We start from the raw sequence: 17,425 nt of genomic DNA on the forward strand, positions 1-17,425 counted from the left end.
GGCAATGGCCTCCGAAAGACACCCTGTGAAAGTTTAGAGAGCGATCACAGGGTGTCAGGGGGTAGCCATTTCATTAGTGGATTTGCGGTGAGCACGTCATTTTTGTACACCCGCGATCCAAAGGTGGGAGCGGGCTTGCTCGCGAAGGCGGAGTGTCAGGCGACATGGGTGTTGGCTGTGATGGCCTCATCGCGAGCAAGCTCGCTCCCACAAGGATCTGGGGTGAATACAAAATTTGTGTTCAACAAAAATCAACTGTAAGAGTGAGCCTGCTCCGGGCGGCGATCCGACGATGGCGTCGTGTCGGTTTAAACCGTCATTCCTTCACGCTCATGAACTCTTCCGCGTAGCGGATGTATTCCTCGGGTTGCGTGTAGGTGTGAGTCAGTTCGGTGGCGCTCAGGTCCGACGTCTGGGTGAGGATCTGGCGTTGCTCACGCAGGCTGTCGTAGGTCGCCTTGATCGCGGCGAAGTAGGCGCCATGGCCGTCGATGGTCACGCGTACACCCAGTTCGGCCAGGCGTTTGTCATCGCGTAGCAGCGGGTTGCCGTAGGTAACCAGCATCAGCGGCACGCTCAGGTGCTCGGCGATCTGCTCCAGATGGTCGAAATCCTTCACGCCCACCATGCAGATTCCGTCGGCTCCGGCGCGCTGGTATTGCCGGGTGCGGCTGATGATTTCCTGCACCGGCAGAATCCCGGCGTGGGTGCGGGCGATGATCGCCATTTCCTTATCGCAGCGGGCTTCCAGTGCCGCGCGGATCTTGCCGACGCCTTCGGCGACCGTGATCAGGTCGGTGGACTTACGGCCGAACTGCGCGGGCAGCAGCGTGTCTTCGATGGTCAGCGCGGCGACGCCGGCACGTTCGAGTTCGACGATGGTGCGCATGACGTTGAGCGCGTTGCCATAGCCGTGGTCGGCGTCGGCAATCACCGGCAGCTGGGCGACACGGCCGATGCGGGTGGCCTGTTCAGCGAATTCGCTGAGGGTGATCAAGGCAAAGTCAGGGGCGCCCAGCACTTGCAGCGACGCGACCGAACCACCAAGGATCCCGACTTCGAAGCCCAGGTCGGCGGCAATGCGGGCCGACATCGGGTCGAAAACCGACGCCGTGTGGTAGCAAGTGTTGGAGGCGAACAGTTGGCGAAAATTGCGGCGCAAATCTTGATGGGAAAGCCTGGACATATGAGTTCCACCAATGGAATGGAAGGGCTTGAGCAAAAGTGTCAACGCCGAAAAAATAAAAGGCTATCACGCGCGCAGGGAGAAATTGATGACGAATTTGCTGGGCAAGGCCGATTGACGTCGCAGCGTTGGAACTGATATGTCACGCCGCCACGGCCTGTTGCCGTTGGTAAAGCAGCGGCACGGCGCGCACCGAGTCGCCGGGTTGCAGCTGCAAGCGCTTGGCGGTCTGGCGATCAACCACCAGGCTGTTGCCCATTTGTCGGGCCGGGGCGCAGGTAATGCGACAGTTTTCCAGGCGACGGTTGTGAATCAGCCAGATGGGCGCTTTATCGTCCGGCGAGCCGATGTCCAGTAACAGCGGTTGGCTGTCGCGCACGGTGCGAACCCCGGAAACCGGGGCTTCGATGACCGGTCCGCCGTCGAAGATATCGATGTAGCCCTTGTGGGAAAACCCCTCGGCACTGAGGATTTTCAGGGCCGGCTCAGTATTCGGGTGGGCCTTGCCGATCACCGCCTGGGCCTGTTCGGTGAGCAGGCAGGTGTACAGCGGCTGGCGCGGCATCAGTTCAGCGATGAACGATTTGTTGCCCAGCCCGGACAAGTGATCGGCGTGGCTGAAATCCATCTTGAAAAAGTGCCGGCCGAGGCTGTCCCAGAACGGCGAGCCACCTCGCTCGTCGGCGCTGCCGCGTAATTCGGCGATGAGCCTGTTACCGAACAGCTGCGTAAACTCGGCCACAAACAACAAACGCCCGAGCGAAAGCAGGCGGCCGTTGCTACCCCGGCGTTGATCGGGACGCAGGTACAACGAGCAGACTTCCGATTGGCCGGTCAATTCATTGCTCAGGAACAGGGTCGGGATCTGGCGCTGGATGCCCAGGTCCGCTGACTCGCTGACCGTCAGTCCGACCCGGTAGTTGTACCAGGGCTCGCGCAGGCCGACGCCACCTGTCAGGGCGCTGACACCCACCACTTGCTGCTCGTCGTCCTCGAGCACAAACAGATAATCGGCATCGGCGCGATCGACCTGCCCGGCGAAGGTGCGTTGGGCCCAGCGGATCCGGTGCGCCAGGCGCTCTTCGTCGGCCGGCAGGCTGGTGAGCCCCGGACTGGCCTGGCGCACCAGCGTGAACACGGCGGGCAGGTCGGTGATCTGGACCGGACGGACAATCATGCGGCTGTTCCTTGTTCGCGTGTGTTCGGGCGTTGGTGTTGACCCTGGCGGGTATTCACAGGGCGATCAGCCTGATCGGGCTGCCCTCGGTCACCTTCAATGCCTTGCACATGGCGGTGTCCAGCGTGACGGGTTGCCCGGTGATGTAGTCAAGATCGGCGACGATGGCCCGATAATCCTTTAAGGAGTCGTTGCTCACCAGATAGCTGCCACGGGTATCGATCACCGGTCCCGGTTGCGTTACGCCGCACTGGCTGTGGGCGATGGAACGAATGCCCGACGTGCGCGCGCACAGCGTAGGGCCTCCATCGAACAGATCGACGTAACTGTTGGTTTCGAAGCCTTCACGTTCGAGGATATCGAAGGCTTCCTGGCCATCGGGGTGGATGCTGCCGATGCAGTCCTGTGCCGCCCGGGGCAGCATGGGCACGTAAATCGGATACTGCGGCATCAGTTCGGCGAGAAAGGTGCGGCTCTGCAGGCCGCAAAGCCGTTCGGCCTCGACGTAGGGCAAGTCGAAGAAATGCTTGCCCACGGCGTCCCAAAAGGGCGAGTGGCCTTCATCACTGCTGTAGCCGACGATTTCGGTGATCACCGCTTCGGAAAAGCGCCGGGCGTGGGCGGCGATGAACAACAGTCGCGCCCGTGACAGCAGTTCGGAGTGTGCGGTGCGCACCAACGCGGCATCGATATGGAAGCCCCGCAGCAAGGTGTGGCCACTGAGGTCGTGACACAACGACAAGGCCGGTACACCGTGTTCGATGTTCAGTTCCCGCGAGGCGCTGGTGAAGTGCCGGTTGCGCAAGCTGTAGAACGGCTCGCTGTACCCTGCCGTGGCGAGGATTTCCGAACAGCCGACCAAGTGTTGCGTCGTCAGGTCCTCGAGCACAAAGAAATAGTTTTCCGGGCCATGACCCTCGACGTCCTTCTCGAACGAGGCACAGGAGTCGAGGATTTTTTCGCGTAACCGTTCGCTATCGTCGGGCAGGGACGTGACGCCCACGAGACTTTCACGAGCCAGCCTCTGCAACTGGGGCAGGTCGGCCAACTCGACTGGACGCAAGACCAACATGGAGACACTCCTGTATCAAACGACTCGGCGGTTTGAGCCGAACCTGACTATCACTGTCGGTTTTTCCACACATTAAATCGGTGGTCGTCTGAACGTTGTCAGGCGCCACTCTTTTTCTTGTCAGATATTTCTTGGGATTGACTGCATTAAACGAGGAACGGAAGGTTCGGCCGGAGGCGATGCCTGGCCAGGCGCATTGATCGGGTGTTCGAGAAATGGCATCCGGGCTCCTGCTGGATCAGCGTGGAACATGTTTTAACAGTCCGTTGAAAGGAGTATTTAATTATCGCGTACTGCCTGTCTAGTTAATTTTTGCGTGGTCTGGCCGTGCCCGAAAAAGCGGCGAAATGCCTGTACCAAGGGGCTACGCCGATGTCCTAAAGTCTTGTAGGTGATTGCCTGCGTTGTGGTCAGCCATTACAGAAAAACTGGCAGGAAATGACTGAAGGAATCAGTTTCAAACAGGAAAATTAAACACCCCCCGGGTCTAATGCCAGTCAGTCAAGCGGTAATGCGATCTGTAGCAGCTGCCGAGCCTGCGAGGCTGCGTTCGGCTGCGAAGCAGTCGTAAAATCAGTCATTGCGGTACGCCAGGCAGGCCGCGTCAGCTGGACCCACGACTGCTTCGCAGCCGAACGCAGCCTCGCAGGCTCGGCAGCTGCTACAAAGGGTGTCGCGGCTGAAATGGCTTAACTGACTGGCATTACCCCCCGGGTCTGCTTACTTGCGGCACAATTGCGGCCGTCGTTCCTTTCCATCCATAGAGTGATTCCTGGTGCAGGCAACCCGTTTAACCCTGATTTGCCACGCTCGAACCGTCGCACAGAAATTAGCGCGTTTTCCGCTGGATGAACCTCTGGAGATGGATTGGCAAGCGCTCAGACTCTCCCGTTGCAATCAGTTCAAGGGTGCTCCACGCCTTGTCTGCGGCCCGGAGTTGCGCACCCGGCAAACCGCTGAACTGTTCGGCAGCGCGCCGGAACTTGTCGACGCCCTGAGGGACTGCGACTTCGGGCGGTGGGGCGGTGTGCGCATCGGTGAGCTACAAAAGACTGAAGCCGAGGAACTCCAGCATTGGTTGGTGGACCCGGCTTCGGCTCCCCACAATGGCGAGTCGGTGCTGCAACTGGAGGAACGGATGGGGGCGTGGCTGACAACGTTGCAGTCGACACCAGGACACATCGTTGCCATTACCCATCCCTTTGTCATCCGCGCCGCGCTGACGCACGTGTTGCAGGGGGCGTCGTCCAGCCTGATCGACGTCGAACCCTTGGCGGCTGTCGAGTTGAGGTTCCATGGCCGCTGGCGGCTGCGTTTGCCGGGCACCGATCCCGAGGACCTGCTGTGATGAAAAAACTCCTGGTCATCGGTATCGGTGCCGGCAATCCCGACTACATCACGATGCAAGCGGTGAAGGCGCTGAATCAGGTCGATGTTTTTTTTCTCCTGGACAAGGGTGAAAGCAAAAACAAACTCACCGATTTGCGGCGCGAAATCTGCGAACGCTACATCACCGATCACGATTACCGTTTTGTCGAAGCCCACAGCCCGGAACGCGAGCGCGGTGAGGTGGACTACAAGAGCAGTGTCGACGCCTTGAACCTGGCCAAACAGCAGACCTTCGAGCGGCTGATCAACGAGGAAATGGCTGACGGTCAGTGCGGCGGTTTTCTGGTCTGGGGCGACCCGGCGCTGTACGACAGCACCATTCGTATTCTTCAGGCGATCCAGGCCTCAGGTACCTGCGGGTTCGAGTTCGAGGTGATCCCCGGTATTACCAGCGTCCAGGCGTTGGCGGCACAACACAAGGTGCCGCTCAACCAGATTGGCCGCTCCGTAGAAATCACCACAGGCCGGCGCTTGGCGGCAGGGCAGGTGAGCGATGCCGACAGCCTGGTGGTGATGCTTGATGCCCAGGATGCTTACCATCAGGTGGTGGATCAGGACACCGACATTTACTGGGGGGCCTATTTGGGGACGCCGGATGAAATCCTGATCAGCGGCAAGCTCAAGGATGTGGCGGATGAAATCGAACGGGTGCGCAAGGCGGCGCGGCTGGCCAATGGCTGGATTATGGACACCTACTTATTGCGCAAGCCTTGAAGTTTGGCTAGCCCGGTCTGGCCCCTTCGCGAGCAAGCCCGCTCCCACAGGGATGGTGTGAACAACACAAAACCTGTGGGAGCGGGCTTGCTCGCGAAGAGACCCTTGAGAACACCTCAAAAACCGGCACTGCCCCCACGCCCAAACCGCTCCCGATAAACCGAAGGCGGCACGCCAACCACCGTGCGGAACGCCACCCGGAAGCTTTCCACCGAGCGATAACCACAGCGTTCGGCAATCTGCTCGGTGTTCTGATCGCTGCTTTCCAGCAGTTCGCGGGCGCGGCCCAGACGCTCATGCTGCAACCAGGTTTTCGGTGACTGGCCACTGGCTTCGGTGAAGCGACGCAGGAACGTGCGTTCGCTCATTGCGGCTTCGCTGGCCAGGTCGCGCACTTCCAGCGGCTCGTGCAAACGCTCACGTGCCCACTGCATGACGCGGGAAAGATCGCTGCGCGGTGTAGGACTGACTGGCGTGGGAATGAATTGCGCCTGGCCACCGCTGCGTTGCGGCGACATGACCAGGCGTCGGGCCACGCAATTGGCCACCTGCGTACCGAAGTCTCGCGCCACCAGATGCAGGCAGGCATCGATGCCGGCCGCGCTGCCGGCGGAGGTGATCAATTGGCCGGAGTCGACATACAGCACGTCCGGGTCCACCAGGATCCCGGGAAACCGCTCGGCCAGTTCCGAGGTATAGCGCCAGTGCGTGGTCGCACCGTGCCCGTCGAGCAATCCGGTGGCGGCGAGGACGAAAACACCGGAGCAGATCGACAGCAACCGCGCACCCCGCGCATGGGCCTGGCGCAGGGCGGCGATCAGCTCCACGGGCACCGCGGCGCTGCGGTCGCGCCAGCCGGGAATAATGATGGTGCGGGCATCGGCGAGCAATTCCATGCCGCCATCGGCCAGTACCTGAATGCCGCCCATGGCACGCATCGGGCCTTGATCGACAGCGACGATACGGTGCTCGTACCACGGAAAATCGAATTCAGGTCGTGGCAGGCCGAAGATCTCCACGGCAATGCCGAATTCGAACGTGCAGAGGCCGTCGTAGGCCAGAATCGCGACTATTCCTGGGGCAGGGGGCATTTGGCGGAAAATTCCCGGTGAGTGTCTTGTGCGCCACTGTAGCTGCAAGTGTCTGGCGGATAAAGTCTTCCCACACCCACCGCTTCTTTGGAGTACAACCCATGACCAGCCTGGTTCGCGAAACTCCCGCCGCCCCATCGGCCATCGCCCTGATGCATTTCAGCAACCGTCTGACGTTCGAAACCGATTGTTCCGACGTCCACGCCAGCCAGCAGGGCGGTGAAGTCGATTTCGTTCTGGTGGATGTTCGTGGCCCGCTGGCGTTCGAGCGCGGGCATGTACCGGGAGCGATCAACATTCCCGGGCGTTTGCTGACTGCCGAAGGTTTGGCGGGTTATCCAAAAGACAGCCTGTTCGTGGTCTATTGCGCCGGACCTCACTGCAACGGCGCCAACAAGGCAGCGGTGAAGCTGGCCGCCCTGGGTTACCCGGTCAAGGAGATGATCGGCGGCGTGACCGGATGGCTGGATGAAGGGTTTGAGTTGAGTGCCGTGGTGCCGCGGCCGGTGAATGCTGCGATCGGTTGCGAATGCTGATCCCCAAACACCAATGATCATTGTGGCGAGGGAGCTTGCCTGTGGCGAGGGAGCTTGCTCCCGCCGGGTCGCGAAGCGGCCCCAAAAACTGCGTCTGCTTCGCAGCCGAGCGGGAGCAAGCTCCCTCGCCACAATCTACATCAGCGACAGGCAGAGGCTGCCCACCACTCATCCAGCGTTGCCTCTAACCACTTGGCCACTGCTGCGTAAGCCTCAGTCTCCTGCAGACCCCGGGGCAACGGCGACTCATCGCCAAAATGCGCATTGAGCATGGCCACCGACTCGGCGTTCCATTCCGGATGAAACTGCAACCCCAGCCGCGTCGGCCCGGCGCGGTACATCTGCTGCACACAGCGTTCGCTGCTAGCCAACAGCTGCGCGGCAGGCGGCAGGTCGATGGCGTCTTCGTGCCACTCCAGCACCTTCAGCGTTTGCCCGTCGATAAAGGTCACGGTGGTCCATCCGGTTTCGGTCTGCTCCATCCGCCTTACATTCCCGCCCAGGCTCAACGCCAGCAACTGCGCCCCCAGGCATATGGCGAAAACCGCCGCGTCCCGATCCAGACTGCCTTTGAGCCATTGCCGCTCGGCTTCCAGCCAGGCCGGACCGGCATTGGATTCATAAGGCCCGCCCAACAGGATCACGGGATCGGCGCTGACGGGCGGCAATTGGCCCAGGTCGGCGCGAAACACCTTCAGCGTCAGCCCTCGGGATTCGGCCCAGAAGGCGATGGCACCCGGACCTTCGGCGGGGTGGTGCTGGATCAGGTTCAACGTGGGCATCACGCTATTCTCGATGGGACGCAAGGGCGCTCAATGTGCCGTAAAACATCCGGTATCGCCAGTCAGTTCATTCCGTCGGATGACGCCGGAAAACCTGTAGGTTTGGTTTGAAAACGCGGCTTGTCTGACAGACTTTGCTCCGTCATGGCGCGTGCACCTCAACGCCTGCATCCTGCCGCCACTTTTCTATAAATATTTGTCGCCTCAGCGTAATTTGCCCTCCTGTAGCCACTCTAGACTGCCGGCCACTTCGGTTCCCGCTCACGAAGCGATGACCGAACACTGCCAATCGAAGCTGCCAATAAAAGCCTCCGCACACAGGAGTAATAAATGAAGAAGCTAGTGATGTTCGGTGCCCTGGCACTGTCGATGTTGTCCCTGACCGCCGTCGCCGAAGACGCCAAGCCGATCCGCATCGGTATCGAAGCCGGCTACCCGCCATTCTCGATGAAAACCCCTGACGGCAAACTCACCGGTTTCGACGTGGACATCGGCGACGCTCTGTGCGAGCAGATGAAAGTCAAGTGCACCTGGGTCGAGCAAGAGTTCGACGGCCTGATCCCTGCGCTGAAGGTCAAGAAAATCGACGCCATCCTGTCGTCCATGACCATCACCGATGACCGCAAGAAGAACGTCGATTTCACCATCAAGTACTACCACACCCCGGCACGTTTCGTGATGAAGGAAGGTTCCAGCATCAAAGATCCGCTGACCGAACTCAAAGGCAAGAAAGTCGGTGTGCTGCGCGCCAGTACCCACGACCGCTTCGCCACGGAAGTGCTGGTGCCTGCCGGTATCGAGCTGGTGCGCTACGGCTCCCAGCAGGAAGCCAACCTCGACATGGTTTCGGGCCGCATCGATGCGCTGCTGGCCGACTCGGTCAACCTGGACGACGGTTTCCTGAAAACCGACGCCGGTAAAGGTTTTGCCTTCGTCGGTCCTGAGTACAACGATCCGAAATACTTCGGTGGCGGCGCAGGCATTGCCGTGCGCAAGGGTGATAAGGAACTGGCAGACAAGTTCAACACTGCAATCACCGAAATCCGCGCCAACGGCAAGTACAAGCAAGTGCAGGACAAGTACTTCAAGTTTGACGTTTACGGCGAGTAAACGAGCGGGCTGAAAAAATGGCAACCGTTGGCGCGGTTGCCATTTTTTTTGCCTTTGAAGGCTGAAATTAAACCTGTGGGAGCGGGCTTGCTCGCGAAGGCGTCTTATCATTCAACAACTGAATTGACTGTCAGGACGCCTTCGCGAGCAAGCCCGCTCCCACAATGGTGACCTTGGTATGTAGGAGTTCCCCATGCAACGCATCGACCACCCATTGCCCTGGAGCCACCTGGGCACCGAGCGCACCCTCAGCGTGTTTCGTTATGGCGCGGGCACGCGCAAGGTGTACATCCAGGCCAGCCTGCACGCCGACGAGCTACCGGGTATGCGCACGGCCTGGGAGTTGAAAAAACGCCTGGCCGAACTTGAACAACAGGGACAATTGAACGGTGTGATCGAACTGGTGCCGGTGGCCAATCCCATCGGCCTCGACCAGCACTTGCAAGGCAGCCACATGGGCCGTTTCGAGCTGGGCAGCGGCAAGAACTTCAACCGCTCGTTCGTCGAACTCAGTGCGCCGGTGGCCGAGTTGATCGGTGATCGTCTCGGCAGCGATGCGCAGGTCAACATCGCGCTGATTCGCCAGACCATGGGCCAGGTTCTCGATGATTTGCCGGCAGCGACATCGCAGCTGGAAGCGATGCACCGCTTGTTGTTGCGCCATGCCTGCGACGCCGACATCACCCTCGACCTGCATTGCGATTTCGATGCGGCGATCCACATCTATGCGTTGCCGCAGCACTGGCCGCAATGGCGCTCCCTGGCGGCGCGCTTGCAGGCCGGCGTGGCGCTGTTGTGTGAAGACTCCGGCGGCAGCTCGTTCGATGAATCCTGCTCTTCGCCTTGGTTGCGTCTGGCCAGGGCGTTCCCGGCGGCGGCGATTCCACCGGCCAACCTGGCGACCACGCTGGAACTGGGCAGCATGGGAGATACCCGGGTCGACCAGGCCCAGGCCAATTGCGAGGCAATCCTCGGGTTCCTTGCCGAGCAAGGTTTCATCTCCGGCACCTGGCCGGCGGCACCGGCCGACTGCTGTGAAGGCATGCCGTTCGAAGGCACCCAATACCTGTTCGCACCGCATCACGGCGTGGTCAGCTTCCTGCGTGAGGCCGGGGAGTGGGTGGAGAAGGGCGATGCGCTGTTCGAAGTGGTCGACCCGCTGAACGACAAGGTCACCACCGTGCAGGCCGGCACCAGTGGCGTGTTGTTCGCCATCGACCGTGGACGCTACACCCAGCCAGGCACCTGGCAGGCGAAAGTCGCCGGGCGCGAGCCGATTCGGGCGGGCAAGTTGATCAACGACTGATCCAGGAGTTTTCTTTGTCTGTATTGGCCTCTTCGCGAGCAAGCCCGCTCCCACAGGGTTTACGCGATTCCTGTGGGAGCGGGCTTGCTCGCGAAGGCGGCATCAGCCACGCCCGAGATGTTCCTGCCTACTGACCAGTGTTAGGCTCTTGCGCGAATCCTGCATTCCGTGAAGGAAGACCCATGTTGAAGATTCTCGCGCTGCTCACGCTTCTGGCATCCTCTGCCGTCCACGCCCAAACCCCGCTGCATACCGACCTGCCGCTCAAGTACCTGGAGCAGGCCAGCGCCGATTTGAACCATCAACCCCTGGTGATTTTCCTCCACGGTTACGGCAGTAACGAGCAGGACCTGTTCGGCATCAAGGATGACTTGCCCGCGACCTACACCTACCTGTCGGTGCAGGCACCTTTGGTGATGGAGGCGGGCAGCTATCAGTGGTTCCGCAAGAAGGGCGAAGGGGCCTACAACGGTGAGACCGATGATCTGAAGTCCAGCGGCCAGTTGCTGCTGGATTTCGTCGCACAGGCCACGAAGAAATATCACACCGAACCCGAGAAGGTGTACCTGGTGGGGTTCAGTCAGGGCGCGATCATGTCCTACGAAACAGGTTTGCGGCATCCTGAGGCGCTCGGCGGGATCGCTGCGTTGAGCGGGCGGATTCTGCCGGTGCTCAAGTCCGAGCTCAAACCGGATGAAAAACGCCAGTCGCTGGCGATTTTCATCGGGCATGGCGAGCAGGACAAACGCCTTCCCTATAGCGACGGTACCGAAGCCAACAGTCTGTTGCAGAGCGTGTCACTCGAGCCCGAGTTCCACGGCTACCCCGGTGTCGGTCACAACATCAGCGCCGACGAGATACAGGATCTGAGCGCCTGGTTGCAGCGTCTCAACCCCTGAGCCTTATTTTCCGCTGACGATCTGTTTGACCAGGGTTTCGTGGGCCGCCATGTCGCCGGGACGGGAAATCACCTGGATCACCGCCATGCGGGTGCCGGATGCGGCCATCAGCGTGGTGGTGAGGGTCAGGCCACCGCCCTGCGTGGCAGTGCCGTCGACCTGGCGCAGGCCCAGACCGGTTTTCCGGGTCAGGGCCTTTTCGCTCAGTTTGTTGTAGTCGGGCAGGGATTTGTGTTGTGCCGCTTCGAAATCGGCCACGGTGCCGTCGAGGAACCCGCCGTCGTTGTCCTTGACGCTGACACCATTGGGCAGGGTGTTTTCAGCGGCGATCACCACGGTCTTGGTGGTCTCATTGCTGTACAGGGTGCCGCTGGCACCGTCCGGACTGGCAGGCAGCGGGTTGGCGATGAAACCCTTGGGCAGGTTGAAGGTGAACTTGGCGCCGAGCATCGAGACCTTCTGTGCTGGCGCATCGCTGGAAGTGACCTTGGCGGCCTGCGCATTCAAAGCCCCAAGGCCGGTAGCAGCTGTCAGCAGCAGGACAAGGGCTTTTTTACTCAACAATGACATCGGAATCTCCAGGGACGGGCGCGGTGGGGCGCGATCATCCCATGGAGGTTGTGGTGCATTCCAGCGTGCTCTACCGAGCGGTCATGTGAGCACCTGTGGCGAGGGAGCTTGCTCCCGCTGGGCCGCGAAGCGGCCCCCTGCATTCTTTCAGACGTACCTCATCGAATGGGTTGGCGACTGCTGCGCAGCCGAGCGGGAGCAAACTCCCTCGCCACATTGATCACTCATTTCATCACCCTCGAAGGCTGGAACCGGCGGATTACGCCTGGTTTTGCGGGAACAGGTTACGACGGGTTTCTTCGTCGAATTCGGCCTTGAGCACCAGTTTCTCTTTCAAGCCATGGGCACGTTGGGCGGCCGGGCGGGCGCTGATTTCATCGTACAGGCGCTTGACGTTCGGGTAGGCCGCCAGGCCGCTTTCGCCGAGGATGTAGGGCGCGTAGTTGGCCCAGCCCCACAGGGCCATGTCGGCGATGCTGTAGGTGTCGCCCGCCAGGTACTGATGCTGGGCCAGGCGCTCGTCGAGGATACGATAGTGGCGTTCGACTTCCTTGAAATAGCGGTTTTTCGCGTAAGGCAGATCTTCCGGTGCGTGGTGCAGGAAGTGCACCGCCTGGCCGGAGAACGGCGACAGACCGGTACCGATGAACATCAGCCAGGAGAGCATTTCGGCCTGGCCGGCCGCGGACGTCGGCACAAAGCGCTGATGTTTCTGCGCCAGGTGCAGCAAGATTGCCTGTGAGTCGAACACGGTGGCATCGCCATCCACCAGCGCGGGTACCTTGGCGTTCGGGTTGATCGCCAGAAAGGCTGGCTGGTGTTGCTCGCCCTTGAAGGTGTCGACGCCGATCAATTCGTAAGGCGTTTGCAGCTCTTCGAGCAGCAGGGCAACTTTCATCGGGTTCGGCGAAGGATGGAAAAACAATTTCATGGTGTAGGCCTCAGTCGGGTAGGGGTTGGAACTGAGGCTGATGTTGACGCAAACCCGTTCGAATGACGTGCGAGGTTGTTGGTCTACTCGTGCGAAATAATCGAATGGGTTGCTGCGGCTTTGACGGGTTCCTGCACCGTGGCAATCACCGCGCCGGCAATGATCAGCAGCGCCGGCACGATCAGGATCGGGCTGGCATGGCCATGGCCGACGACAATCAGCAGCAAGGTCGAAATCAAGGGCGCCAGATAGGACAGCGCCCCCAGCGTCGCCAGGTGGCCATGTTTGGTGGCGTGGTCCCAGGCGAAAAACGCCAGGCCGGCCGGCCCCAGGCCGAGGACGACAATTGCAGCCCATTGATTGAAATCAGGCCATACGGTGGTTTCGAAGGCCAGGTGGCAGGCCAGCCCGGCGACGGCCGACATGCCGCAGATTGCGCCGATGATGCTGCTCGGCACCGCACTGAAACGACGGTTGAACACCGAGTAGCCAGCCCAGATCAACGCACAGCCAAACGCCGCGAGATACCCGGCGACCGGCATCGTGGCGGCCGTGTGGGTTGCGCGTTGCTGCATGATGAACGCTGTGCCCGTCAGGCCCAGCACTGCGCCGAGCATTTGGCGCTTATGCAACTTTTCTCCGGCGGCGAAGGCCGACAGCAGCACCAGCATCAGTGGCCACAGGTAATTGATCAGGCTGGCTTCGGCGGCAGGCGCGACCTTGAGTGCGAAGAAATACAGCGCGTGATAAACGAAAATGCCGACGAAACCGGTGGCCCAGACGGCCCAGGGTTGTCGCCAGCTGCTGAACCCGGCCAATCCGTGGCGGCCGAGTGTGATCAGGCTCGCGGCAAACGCCACGCCGAAACTCAAGGTCAGCAGTTCAAAGGGCGGGATGCCTTCGGTGAGGGTGGTCAGCAGCGCCAGACAGGACCAGAGGAAGATTGCAATCACGCCCACGGCGGTCGCCGAACGGGCAGTGTGCAAGCGAGATGCTGTCATGTCTGTTCCTTCAGTGCGTTGAGGCGGGCAACATCCTGGCCCGATGACATCATGCAGCTTAGCGTTTGATAGCCGTTCCTCCAGTGTCCGTCGTCGGGCCGACCGGCCGCGCCAGCAAGCGTTTGGTCACCCCCAGCATGGCCACCGACACCGCGATGCCCAACACAAAGGCGTTCATTCCCATCGTCGGCAAGCCCAGCGCCAACACCAGACAGAAGGCGGCGAACGAGTACATGCCGGTGGCGGTGGCGCGCAGCAACGCCGCAGTAAAGGCCGGGCCACGGGTTTGCTGGGAGAACACCGCCATCACGCTGCCCAATACCGGGAACACCGCCAGCAGGCCGCTCCAGCGGTCGCCGACGGTGCTGGCCAGCAGTGTCACGACCAGCGTGAGCAATGCACCGGCCACCATGCGCAGCAAAAGTTTGTCGGATTTCGGCACCGGGCCACTGAGCACCGGTTGCACGGTGGGGAACAGGTACGGTGCGGCGAGCAGCGCGGTGGCGGCGGCGCACACCGAAAACATCAGGGACGCGGGGATCAGCGACAGGATAACCGCCGCCACCGCCCAGACCGACAGCGAAATCACCAACGCCAGCGGCCATCCGGCCCGTTGTGCGACCTGGGCGTAGGTCACGCAAAACGCAATCATCGCGAACATGGCCGACAGCGCAGCGGTGGCCGATTGCGCGGCGAACGCCTGGCCTTGTTCAAGGGCGAGGAACAACAGGATCGGCCCGACCACCACCGGCAACCCCGACAACCAACCGGCCACGCTCGGCCCCCAGCGTTTGCCAGCCAGGGAAATCAGCAGCAGGAAGCCTGGGATCACCAGCAATTTGAGGATCAACACGCGCACGTCTCCGACCTGTGTGAGGTGGCAACGGTAACATTGCGTCGGGTAGATTGCTTTGTGCGTATGCGAATTTTGTATACAAAAAATCAAGCCCTTCGGAAATTGTACGAAAGGGCTGTTGCGCATACGTTTTATTCGGGCATCCCACAATGAGGCCAACCCGCCAATGAACCGCCAACGATCACCGCTGTGCCATGGCCTGTGGCTGCTGGTTTTGCTGAGCTGCCAGGCCCTGGCCAATTGGCAGGATTCGCTGCCCGGTGCGCAAGTCATCGGCAGTGGTGAGTTTCGCAAGTACGGCTTCGATGTCTACAGCGCGCGGCTCTGGAGTACGTCGCGACCCTTGGCGGGCGATCAGCCGTTCGCCCTGGAGCTGATCTACCAGCGCAGCATTTCCTGTGAAGATCTGGTGAACGCCAGCGTCAGGGAAATCAAGCGACTCGCCGGCACCTCGGTCAGTGACGAACAACTGGCGTCCTGGCAGACGCAGATGCAACAGTCGTTCGTCGATGTGCAGGCCGGCACGCGGCTGACCGGGGTGTATCTGCCGGGGCAGGGCGCGCGGTTTTTTCTTGGCCAGCAATTACTGCGTGAAGTGAAGGACCTGCAATTCGCCCAGGCATTTTTTGCCATCTGGCTCGATCCGCGTACCAGCAACCCCGAGTTGCGCCAGCAGTTGTTGGGCGTGGCTCCGTAGACTTTGCGTTTTGCCGGACTACTGTAGGAGCTGGCTTGCCAGCGAAGGCGGTCTTGCAGGCGACATCTATTCAGAATGTACCGGCCTCTTCGCGGGCAAGCCCGCTCCCACAATTTATCGGGGCAGAAAAAAGAAACCCGGTGCGACTTGCATCGCACCGGGTGTTTGTCCAGACGGCGACGGATCTTCGTGGGTCCCCGCGCCGACTGTTGAACGCTGTTGGCTTACGCCCGCTCGAGCGCCAGCGCCACGCCCTGACCGCCACCGATGCACAGGGTGGCAAGGCCTTTCTTGGCGTCACGCTTGAGCATTTCATGCAGCAGGGTCACCAGTACGCGGCATCCCGAGGCTCCGATCGGGTGGCCCAGGGCAATGGCGCCGCCGTTGACGTTGACCTTGTTCAAGTCCCATTCCAGGTCCTTGGCCACGGCCAGCGATTGCGCGGCAAAGGCTTCGTTGGCTTCGATCAGGTCCAGTTGATCGATGTTCCAGCCGGCCTTGTCCAGGCAGCGGCGAGTGGCCGACACCGGGCCGATGCCCATGATTGCCGGGTCAACGCCAGCATTCGCGTACGCCGCGATTTTCGCCAGTACCGGCAGGCCGAGGGCCTTGGCTTTTTCGGCGCTCATCAGGATCACGGCGGCGGCACCGTCGTTCAGCGACGACGCGTTGCCGGCGGTCACCGAACCGTCCTTCTTGAAAGCTGGCTTGAGCTTGCCCAGGGATTCGGCGGTGGTGCCGGCCCGTGGCTGCTCGTCGGTGGCGAAGGACAGCGGATCGCCCTTGCGCTGCGGGATCAGGATCGGCGTGATTTCATCGACGAAGCGCCCGGCTTCGATGGCGGCCACGGCTTTCTGCTGCGAGGCCGCAGCGAAGGCATCCTGCTGCTCGCGAGTCAGGCTGTATTTCTCGGCCAGGTTCTCGGCGGTGATGCCCATGTGGTAGTCGTTGAACGCATCCCACAGGCCATCGCTGATCATGGTGTCGACGATCTGCGTGTGCCCCATGCGCAGGCCGGTGCGCGCGCCGGGCATGACGTAGTTGGCCAGGCTCATGTTTTCCTGGCCGCCGGCAATGATCACCTCGGCATCGCCGCAGCGGATCGCCTGGGCGCCCAGGTGCAGAGCCTTGAGACCGGAGCCGCAGACCTTGTTCAGGGTCATGGCCGGTACGGCGAAGGGCAGGCCGGCCTTGATCGAGGCCTGGCGCGCAGGGTTTTGCCCGGCGCCGGCAGTCAGCACCTGGCCCATGATCACTTCATCGACTTGCGCCGGGTTCAGGCCGGTTTGCGCCAGCAACTGGCGGATCACCGCAGCGCCCAGGTCAACCGCGGACACATTGGCCAGCGAACCCTGGAAACTGCCGATCGCGGTGCGCGTGGCGGCAACAATGACGACTTCTTGCATGGAATGATTCCTCACTGGGCAGCGAACTGCATTTCCGGCACGTGGTCCGGCACGATCAGTTTACCGGCAGTCTTGGCGACGATCTCTTCGACACTGACACCCGGTGCACGCTCTTTCAGAATGAACGCGCCGTTTTCGATTTCCAGGTAGGCCAGGTCGGTCAGTACACGCTTGATGCAGCCGGCGCCGGTCAGCGGCAGGCTGCATTGGGACAAGAGCTTGGACTCACCGTCCTTGGACGCGTGGGTCATGATGACGATGATGTTGTCCGCGCCGGCCACCAGGTCCATGGCGCCGCCCATGCCCTTGACCAGTTTGCCGGGGATCATCCACGAGGCGATGTTGCCTTGCACATCCACTTCAAACGCGCCCAGCACGGTCAGGTCGACATGACCACCGCGGATCATTGCGAAGGATTCGGCCGAGGAAAAGATTGAAGCGCCGATACGCGCGGTCACGGTCTGTTTGCCGGCGTTGATCATGTCGGCATCGATGGTTTCTTCAGTAGGAAACGGACCCATGCCCAGCAGGCCGTTTTCCGACTGCAGCATGACTTCCATGCCTTCGGGGATGTAGTTGGCGACCAGGGTCGGAATGCCGATGCCCAGGTTCACGTAGAAGCCGTCCTGCATTTCGCGGGCGACGCGTTGAGCCATTTGTTCGCGGGAAAGTGCCATTGTTGTTATTCCTTCATTCGGTCCG

Annotated in this window: 18 protein-coding genes; 7 read left to right on the plus strand and 11 right to left on the minus strand. The window is 61.0% G+C overall.

The features are described from left to right. Nucleotides 1–316 precede the first annotated feature (316 nt). The 3 genes from AC07XF_RS01385 to AC07XF_RS01395 form a co-directional block, all read right to left on the minus strand. Nucleotides 317–1,186, minus strand: coding sequence for an isocitrate lyase/PEP mutase family protein (locus AC07XF_RS01385; protein WP_007991667.1), 870 nt, complete (start codon nt 1,184–1,186; stop codon nt 317–319). A gap of 142 nt (nt 1,187–1,328) precedes the next feature. Further along, nucleotides 1,329–2,363, minus strand: coding sequence for an arginine N-succinyltransferase (gene astA, locus AC07XF_RS01390; protein WP_495025089.1), 1,035 nt, complete (start codon nt 2,361–2,363; stop codon nt 1,329–1,331). A gap of 55 nt (nt 2,364–2,418) precedes the next feature. Next, nucleotides 2,419–3,435, minus strand: coding sequence for an arginine N-succinyltransferase (locus tag AC07XF_RS01395; protein ID WP_495025090.1), 1,017 nt, complete (start codon nt 3,433–3,435; stop codon nt 2,419–2,421). A gap of 775 nt (nt 3,436–4,210) precedes the next feature. Between AC07XF_RS01395 and AC07XF_RS01400 the strand changes: the two genes are divergently transcribed. Together AC07XF_RS01400 and cobF are read left to right on the plus strand one after the other, a co-directional pair. After that, on the plus strand, nt 4,211–4,783 hold the full coding sequence (locus tag AC07XF_RS01400; protein ID WP_495025091.1) for a histidine phosphatase family protein: 573 nt from the start codon (nt 4,211–4,213) through the stop codon (nt 4,781–4,783). After that, complete coding sequence (gene cobF / locus AC07XF_RS01405) at nt 4,783–5,538, plus strand: precorrin-6A synthase (deacetylating) (protein ID WP_495025092.1); 756 nt, start codon at nt 4,783–4,785, stop codon at nt 5,536–5,538. The genes AC07XF_RS01400 and cobF overlap by 1 nt, the downstream gene beginning before the upstream one ends. 116 nt (nt 5,539–5,654) lie before the next feature. Here cobF and ftrA read toward each other — a convergent pair whose 3' ends face one another. Then, nucleotides 5,655–6,629: a transcriptional regulator FtrA gene (gene ftrA / locus AC07XF_RS01410; protein WP_495025093.1), complete on the minus strand. Its 975-nt coding sequence runs from the start codon at nt 6,627–6,629 to the stop codon at nt 5,655–5,657. A 101-nt stretch (nt 6,630–6,730) separates the two neighbouring features. Between ftrA and AC07XF_RS01415 the strand changes: the two genes are divergently transcribed. Continuing rightward, the gene (locus tag AC07XF_RS01415) at nt 6,731–7,165 is read left to right on the plus strand and encodes a rhodanese-like domain-containing protein (protein ID WP_495025094.1); all 435 of its coding nucleotides are present in this window, start codon (nt 6,731–6,733) and stop codon (nt 7,163–7,165) included. Nucleotides 7,166–7,305: 140 nt separating this feature from the next. Here the strand turns inward: AC07XF_RS01415 and AC07XF_RS01420 are convergent, their stop codons facing one another. After that, nucleotides 7,306–7,947 carry a type 1 glutamine amidotransferase gene (locus tag AC07XF_RS01420; RefSeq protein WP_495025095.1) on the minus strand — a complete coding sequence of 214 codons (642 nt, stop codon included), beginning with the start codon at nt 7,945–7,947 and terminating at the stop codon, nt 7,306–7,308. A 330-nt stretch (nt 7,948–8,277) separates the two neighbouring features. On the opposite strand from AC07XF_RS01420, the gene AC07XF_RS01425 reads away from it, so the two are divergent. From AC07XF_RS01425 to AC07XF_RS01435, 3 genes are all read left to right on the plus strand, one after another. After that, nucleotides 8,278–9,057, plus strand: a complete 780-nt coding sequence (locus tag AC07XF_RS01425) for an ABC transporter substrate-binding protein (RefSeq protein WP_007990991.1) — start codon at nt 8,278–8,280, stop codon at nt 9,055–9,057. Between the two features lie 193 nt (nt 9,058–9,250). Then, nucleotides 9,251–10,363 (plus strand): succinylglutamate desuccinylase/aspartoacylase family protein, encoded by a 1,113-nt coding sequence (locus AC07XF_RS01430; RefSeq protein WP_495025096.1) that lies wholly within the window; start codon nt 9,251–9,253, stop codon nt 10,361–10,363. 182 nt (nt 10,364–10,545) lie between these two features. Further along, nucleotides 10,546–11,262: an alpha/beta hydrolase gene (locus tag AC07XF_RS01435; protein WP_495025097.1), complete on the plus strand. Its 717-nt coding sequence runs from the start codon at nt 10,546–10,548 to the stop codon at nt 11,260–11,262. 3 nt (nt 11,263–11,265) lie between these two features. Here AC07XF_RS01435 and AC07XF_RS01440 read toward each other — a convergent pair whose 3' ends face one another. From AC07XF_RS01440 to AC07XF_RS01455, 4 genes are all read right to left on the minus strand, one after another. Further along, a complete protein-coding gene (locus AC07XF_RS01440) occupies nt 11,266–11,832 on the minus strand; it encodes a DcrB/PsbP domain-containing protein (RefSeq protein WP_495025098.1) in 567 nt (188 codons plus the stop codon). 259 nt (nt 11,833–12,091) lie between these two features. Continuing rightward, a complete protein-coding gene (locus AC07XF_RS01445) occupies nt 12,092–12,763 on the minus strand; it encodes a glutathione S-transferase family protein (protein ID WP_495025099.1) in 672 nt (223 codons plus the stop codon). 83 nt (nt 12,764–12,846) lie between these two features. Beyond that, a complete protein-coding gene (yddG, locus tag AC07XF_RS01450) occupies nt 12,847–13,764 on the minus strand; it encodes an aromatic amino acid exporter YddG (protein WP_495025100.1) in 918 nt (305 codons plus the stop codon). Between the two features lie 58 nt (nt 13,765–13,822). Continuing rightward, nucleotides 13,823–14,617 carry a hypothetical protein gene (locus AC07XF_RS01455; RefSeq protein WP_495025101.1) on the minus strand — a complete coding sequence of 265 codons (795 nt, stop codon included), beginning with the start codon at nt 14,615–14,617 and terminating at the stop codon, nt 13,823–13,825. A 169-nt stretch (nt 14,618–14,786) separates the two neighbouring features. On the opposite strand from AC07XF_RS01455, the gene AC07XF_RS01460 reads away from it, so the two are divergent. Further along, entirely contained in the window at nt 14,787–15,317 is a 531-nt protein-coding gene (locus AC07XF_RS01460; protein WP_495025102.1) for a chalcone isomerase family protein, read from the plus strand. 224 nt (nt 15,318–15,541) lie between these two features. Here AC07XF_RS01460 and AC07XF_RS01465 read toward each other — a convergent pair whose 3' ends face one another. Together AC07XF_RS01465 and AC07XF_RS01470 are read right to left on the minus strand one after the other, a co-directional pair. Next, nucleotides 15,542–16,723 carry an acetyl-CoA C-acetyltransferase gene (locus tag AC07XF_RS01465; protein ID WP_495025103.1) on the minus strand — a complete coding sequence of 394 codons (1,182 nt, stop codon included), beginning with the start codon at nt 16,721–16,723 and terminating at the stop codon, nt 15,542–15,544. Between the two features lie 11 nt (nt 16,724–16,734). Continuing rightward, nucleotides 16,735–17,400: a CoA transferase subunit B gene (locus AC07XF_RS01470; protein ID WP_057399619.1), complete on the minus strand. Its 666-nt coding sequence runs from the start codon at nt 17,398–17,400 to the stop codon at nt 16,735–16,737. Nucleotides 17,401–17,425 lie beyond the last annotated feature (25 nt).

Source organism: Pseudomonas sp. GW821-FHT01C01 (genome assembly GCF_059422645.1).

Bases quoted from the DNA above. Each gene is read 5' to 3' on its own strand.
- cobF (WP_495025092.1), top strand. From the start codon at position 4,783: ATGAAAAAACTCCTGGTCATCGGTATCGGTGCCGGCAATCCCGACTAC.
- AC07XF_RS01460 (WP_495025102.1), top strand. From the start codon at position 14,787: ATGAACCGCCAACGATCACCGCTGTGCCATGGCCTGTGGCTGCTGGTT.
- AC07XF_RS01445 (WP_495025099.1), bottom strand. From the start codon at position 12,763: ATGAAATTGTTTTTCCATCCTTCGCCGAACCCGATGAAAGTTGCCCTG.
- ftrA (WP_495025093.1), bottom strand. From the start codon at position 6,629: ATGCCCCCTGCCCCAGGAATAGTCGCGATTCTGGCCTACGACGGCCTC.
- AC07XF_RS01470 (WP_057399619.1), bottom strand. From the start codon at position 17,400: ATGGCACTTTCCCGCGAACAAATGGCTCAACGCGTCGCCCGCGAAATG.
- AC07XF_RS01425 (WP_007990991.1), top strand. From the start codon at position 8,278: ATGAAGAAGCTAGTGATGTTCGGTGCCCTGGCACTGTCGATGTTGTCC.
- astA (WP_495025089.1), bottom strand. From the start codon at position 2,363: ATGATTGTCCGTCCGGTCCAGATCACCGACCTGCCCGCCGTGTTCACG.
- AC07XF_RS01430 (WP_495025096.1), top strand. From the start codon at position 9,251: ATGCAACGCATCGACCACCCATTGCCCTGGAGCCACCTGGGCACCGAG.
- AC07XF_RS01385 (WP_007991667.1), bottom strand. From the start codon at position 1,186: ATGTCCAGGCTTTCCCATCAAGATTTGCGCCGCAATTTTCGCCAACTG.
- AC07XF_RS01440 (WP_495025098.1), bottom strand. From the start codon at position 11,832: ATGTCATTGTTGAGTAAAAAAGCCCTTGTCCTGCTGCTGACAGCTGCT.
- AC07XF_RS01420 (WP_495025095.1), bottom strand. From the start codon at position 7,947: ATGCCCACGTTGAACCTGATCCAGCACCACCCCGCCGAAGGTCCGGGT.
- AC07XF_RS01415 (WP_495025094.1), top strand. From the start codon at position 6,731: ATGACCAGCCTGGTTCGCGAAACTCCCGCCGCCCCATCGGCCATCGCC.
- AC07XF_RS01395 (WP_495025090.1), bottom strand. From the start codon at position 3,435: ATGTTGGTCTTGCGTCCAGTCGAGTTGGCCGACCTGCCCCAGTTGCAG.
- yddG (WP_495025100.1), bottom strand. From the start codon at position 13,764: ATGACAGCATCTCGCTTGCACACTGCCCGTTCGGCGACCGCCGTGGGC.
- AC07XF_RS01465 (WP_495025103.1), bottom strand. From the start codon at position 16,723: ATGCAAGAAGTCGTCATTGTTGCCGCCACGCGCACCGCGATCGGCAGT.
- AC07XF_RS01435 (WP_495025097.1), top strand. From the start codon at position 10,546: ATGTTGAAGATTCTCGCGCTGCTCACGCTTCTGGCATCCTCTGCCGTC.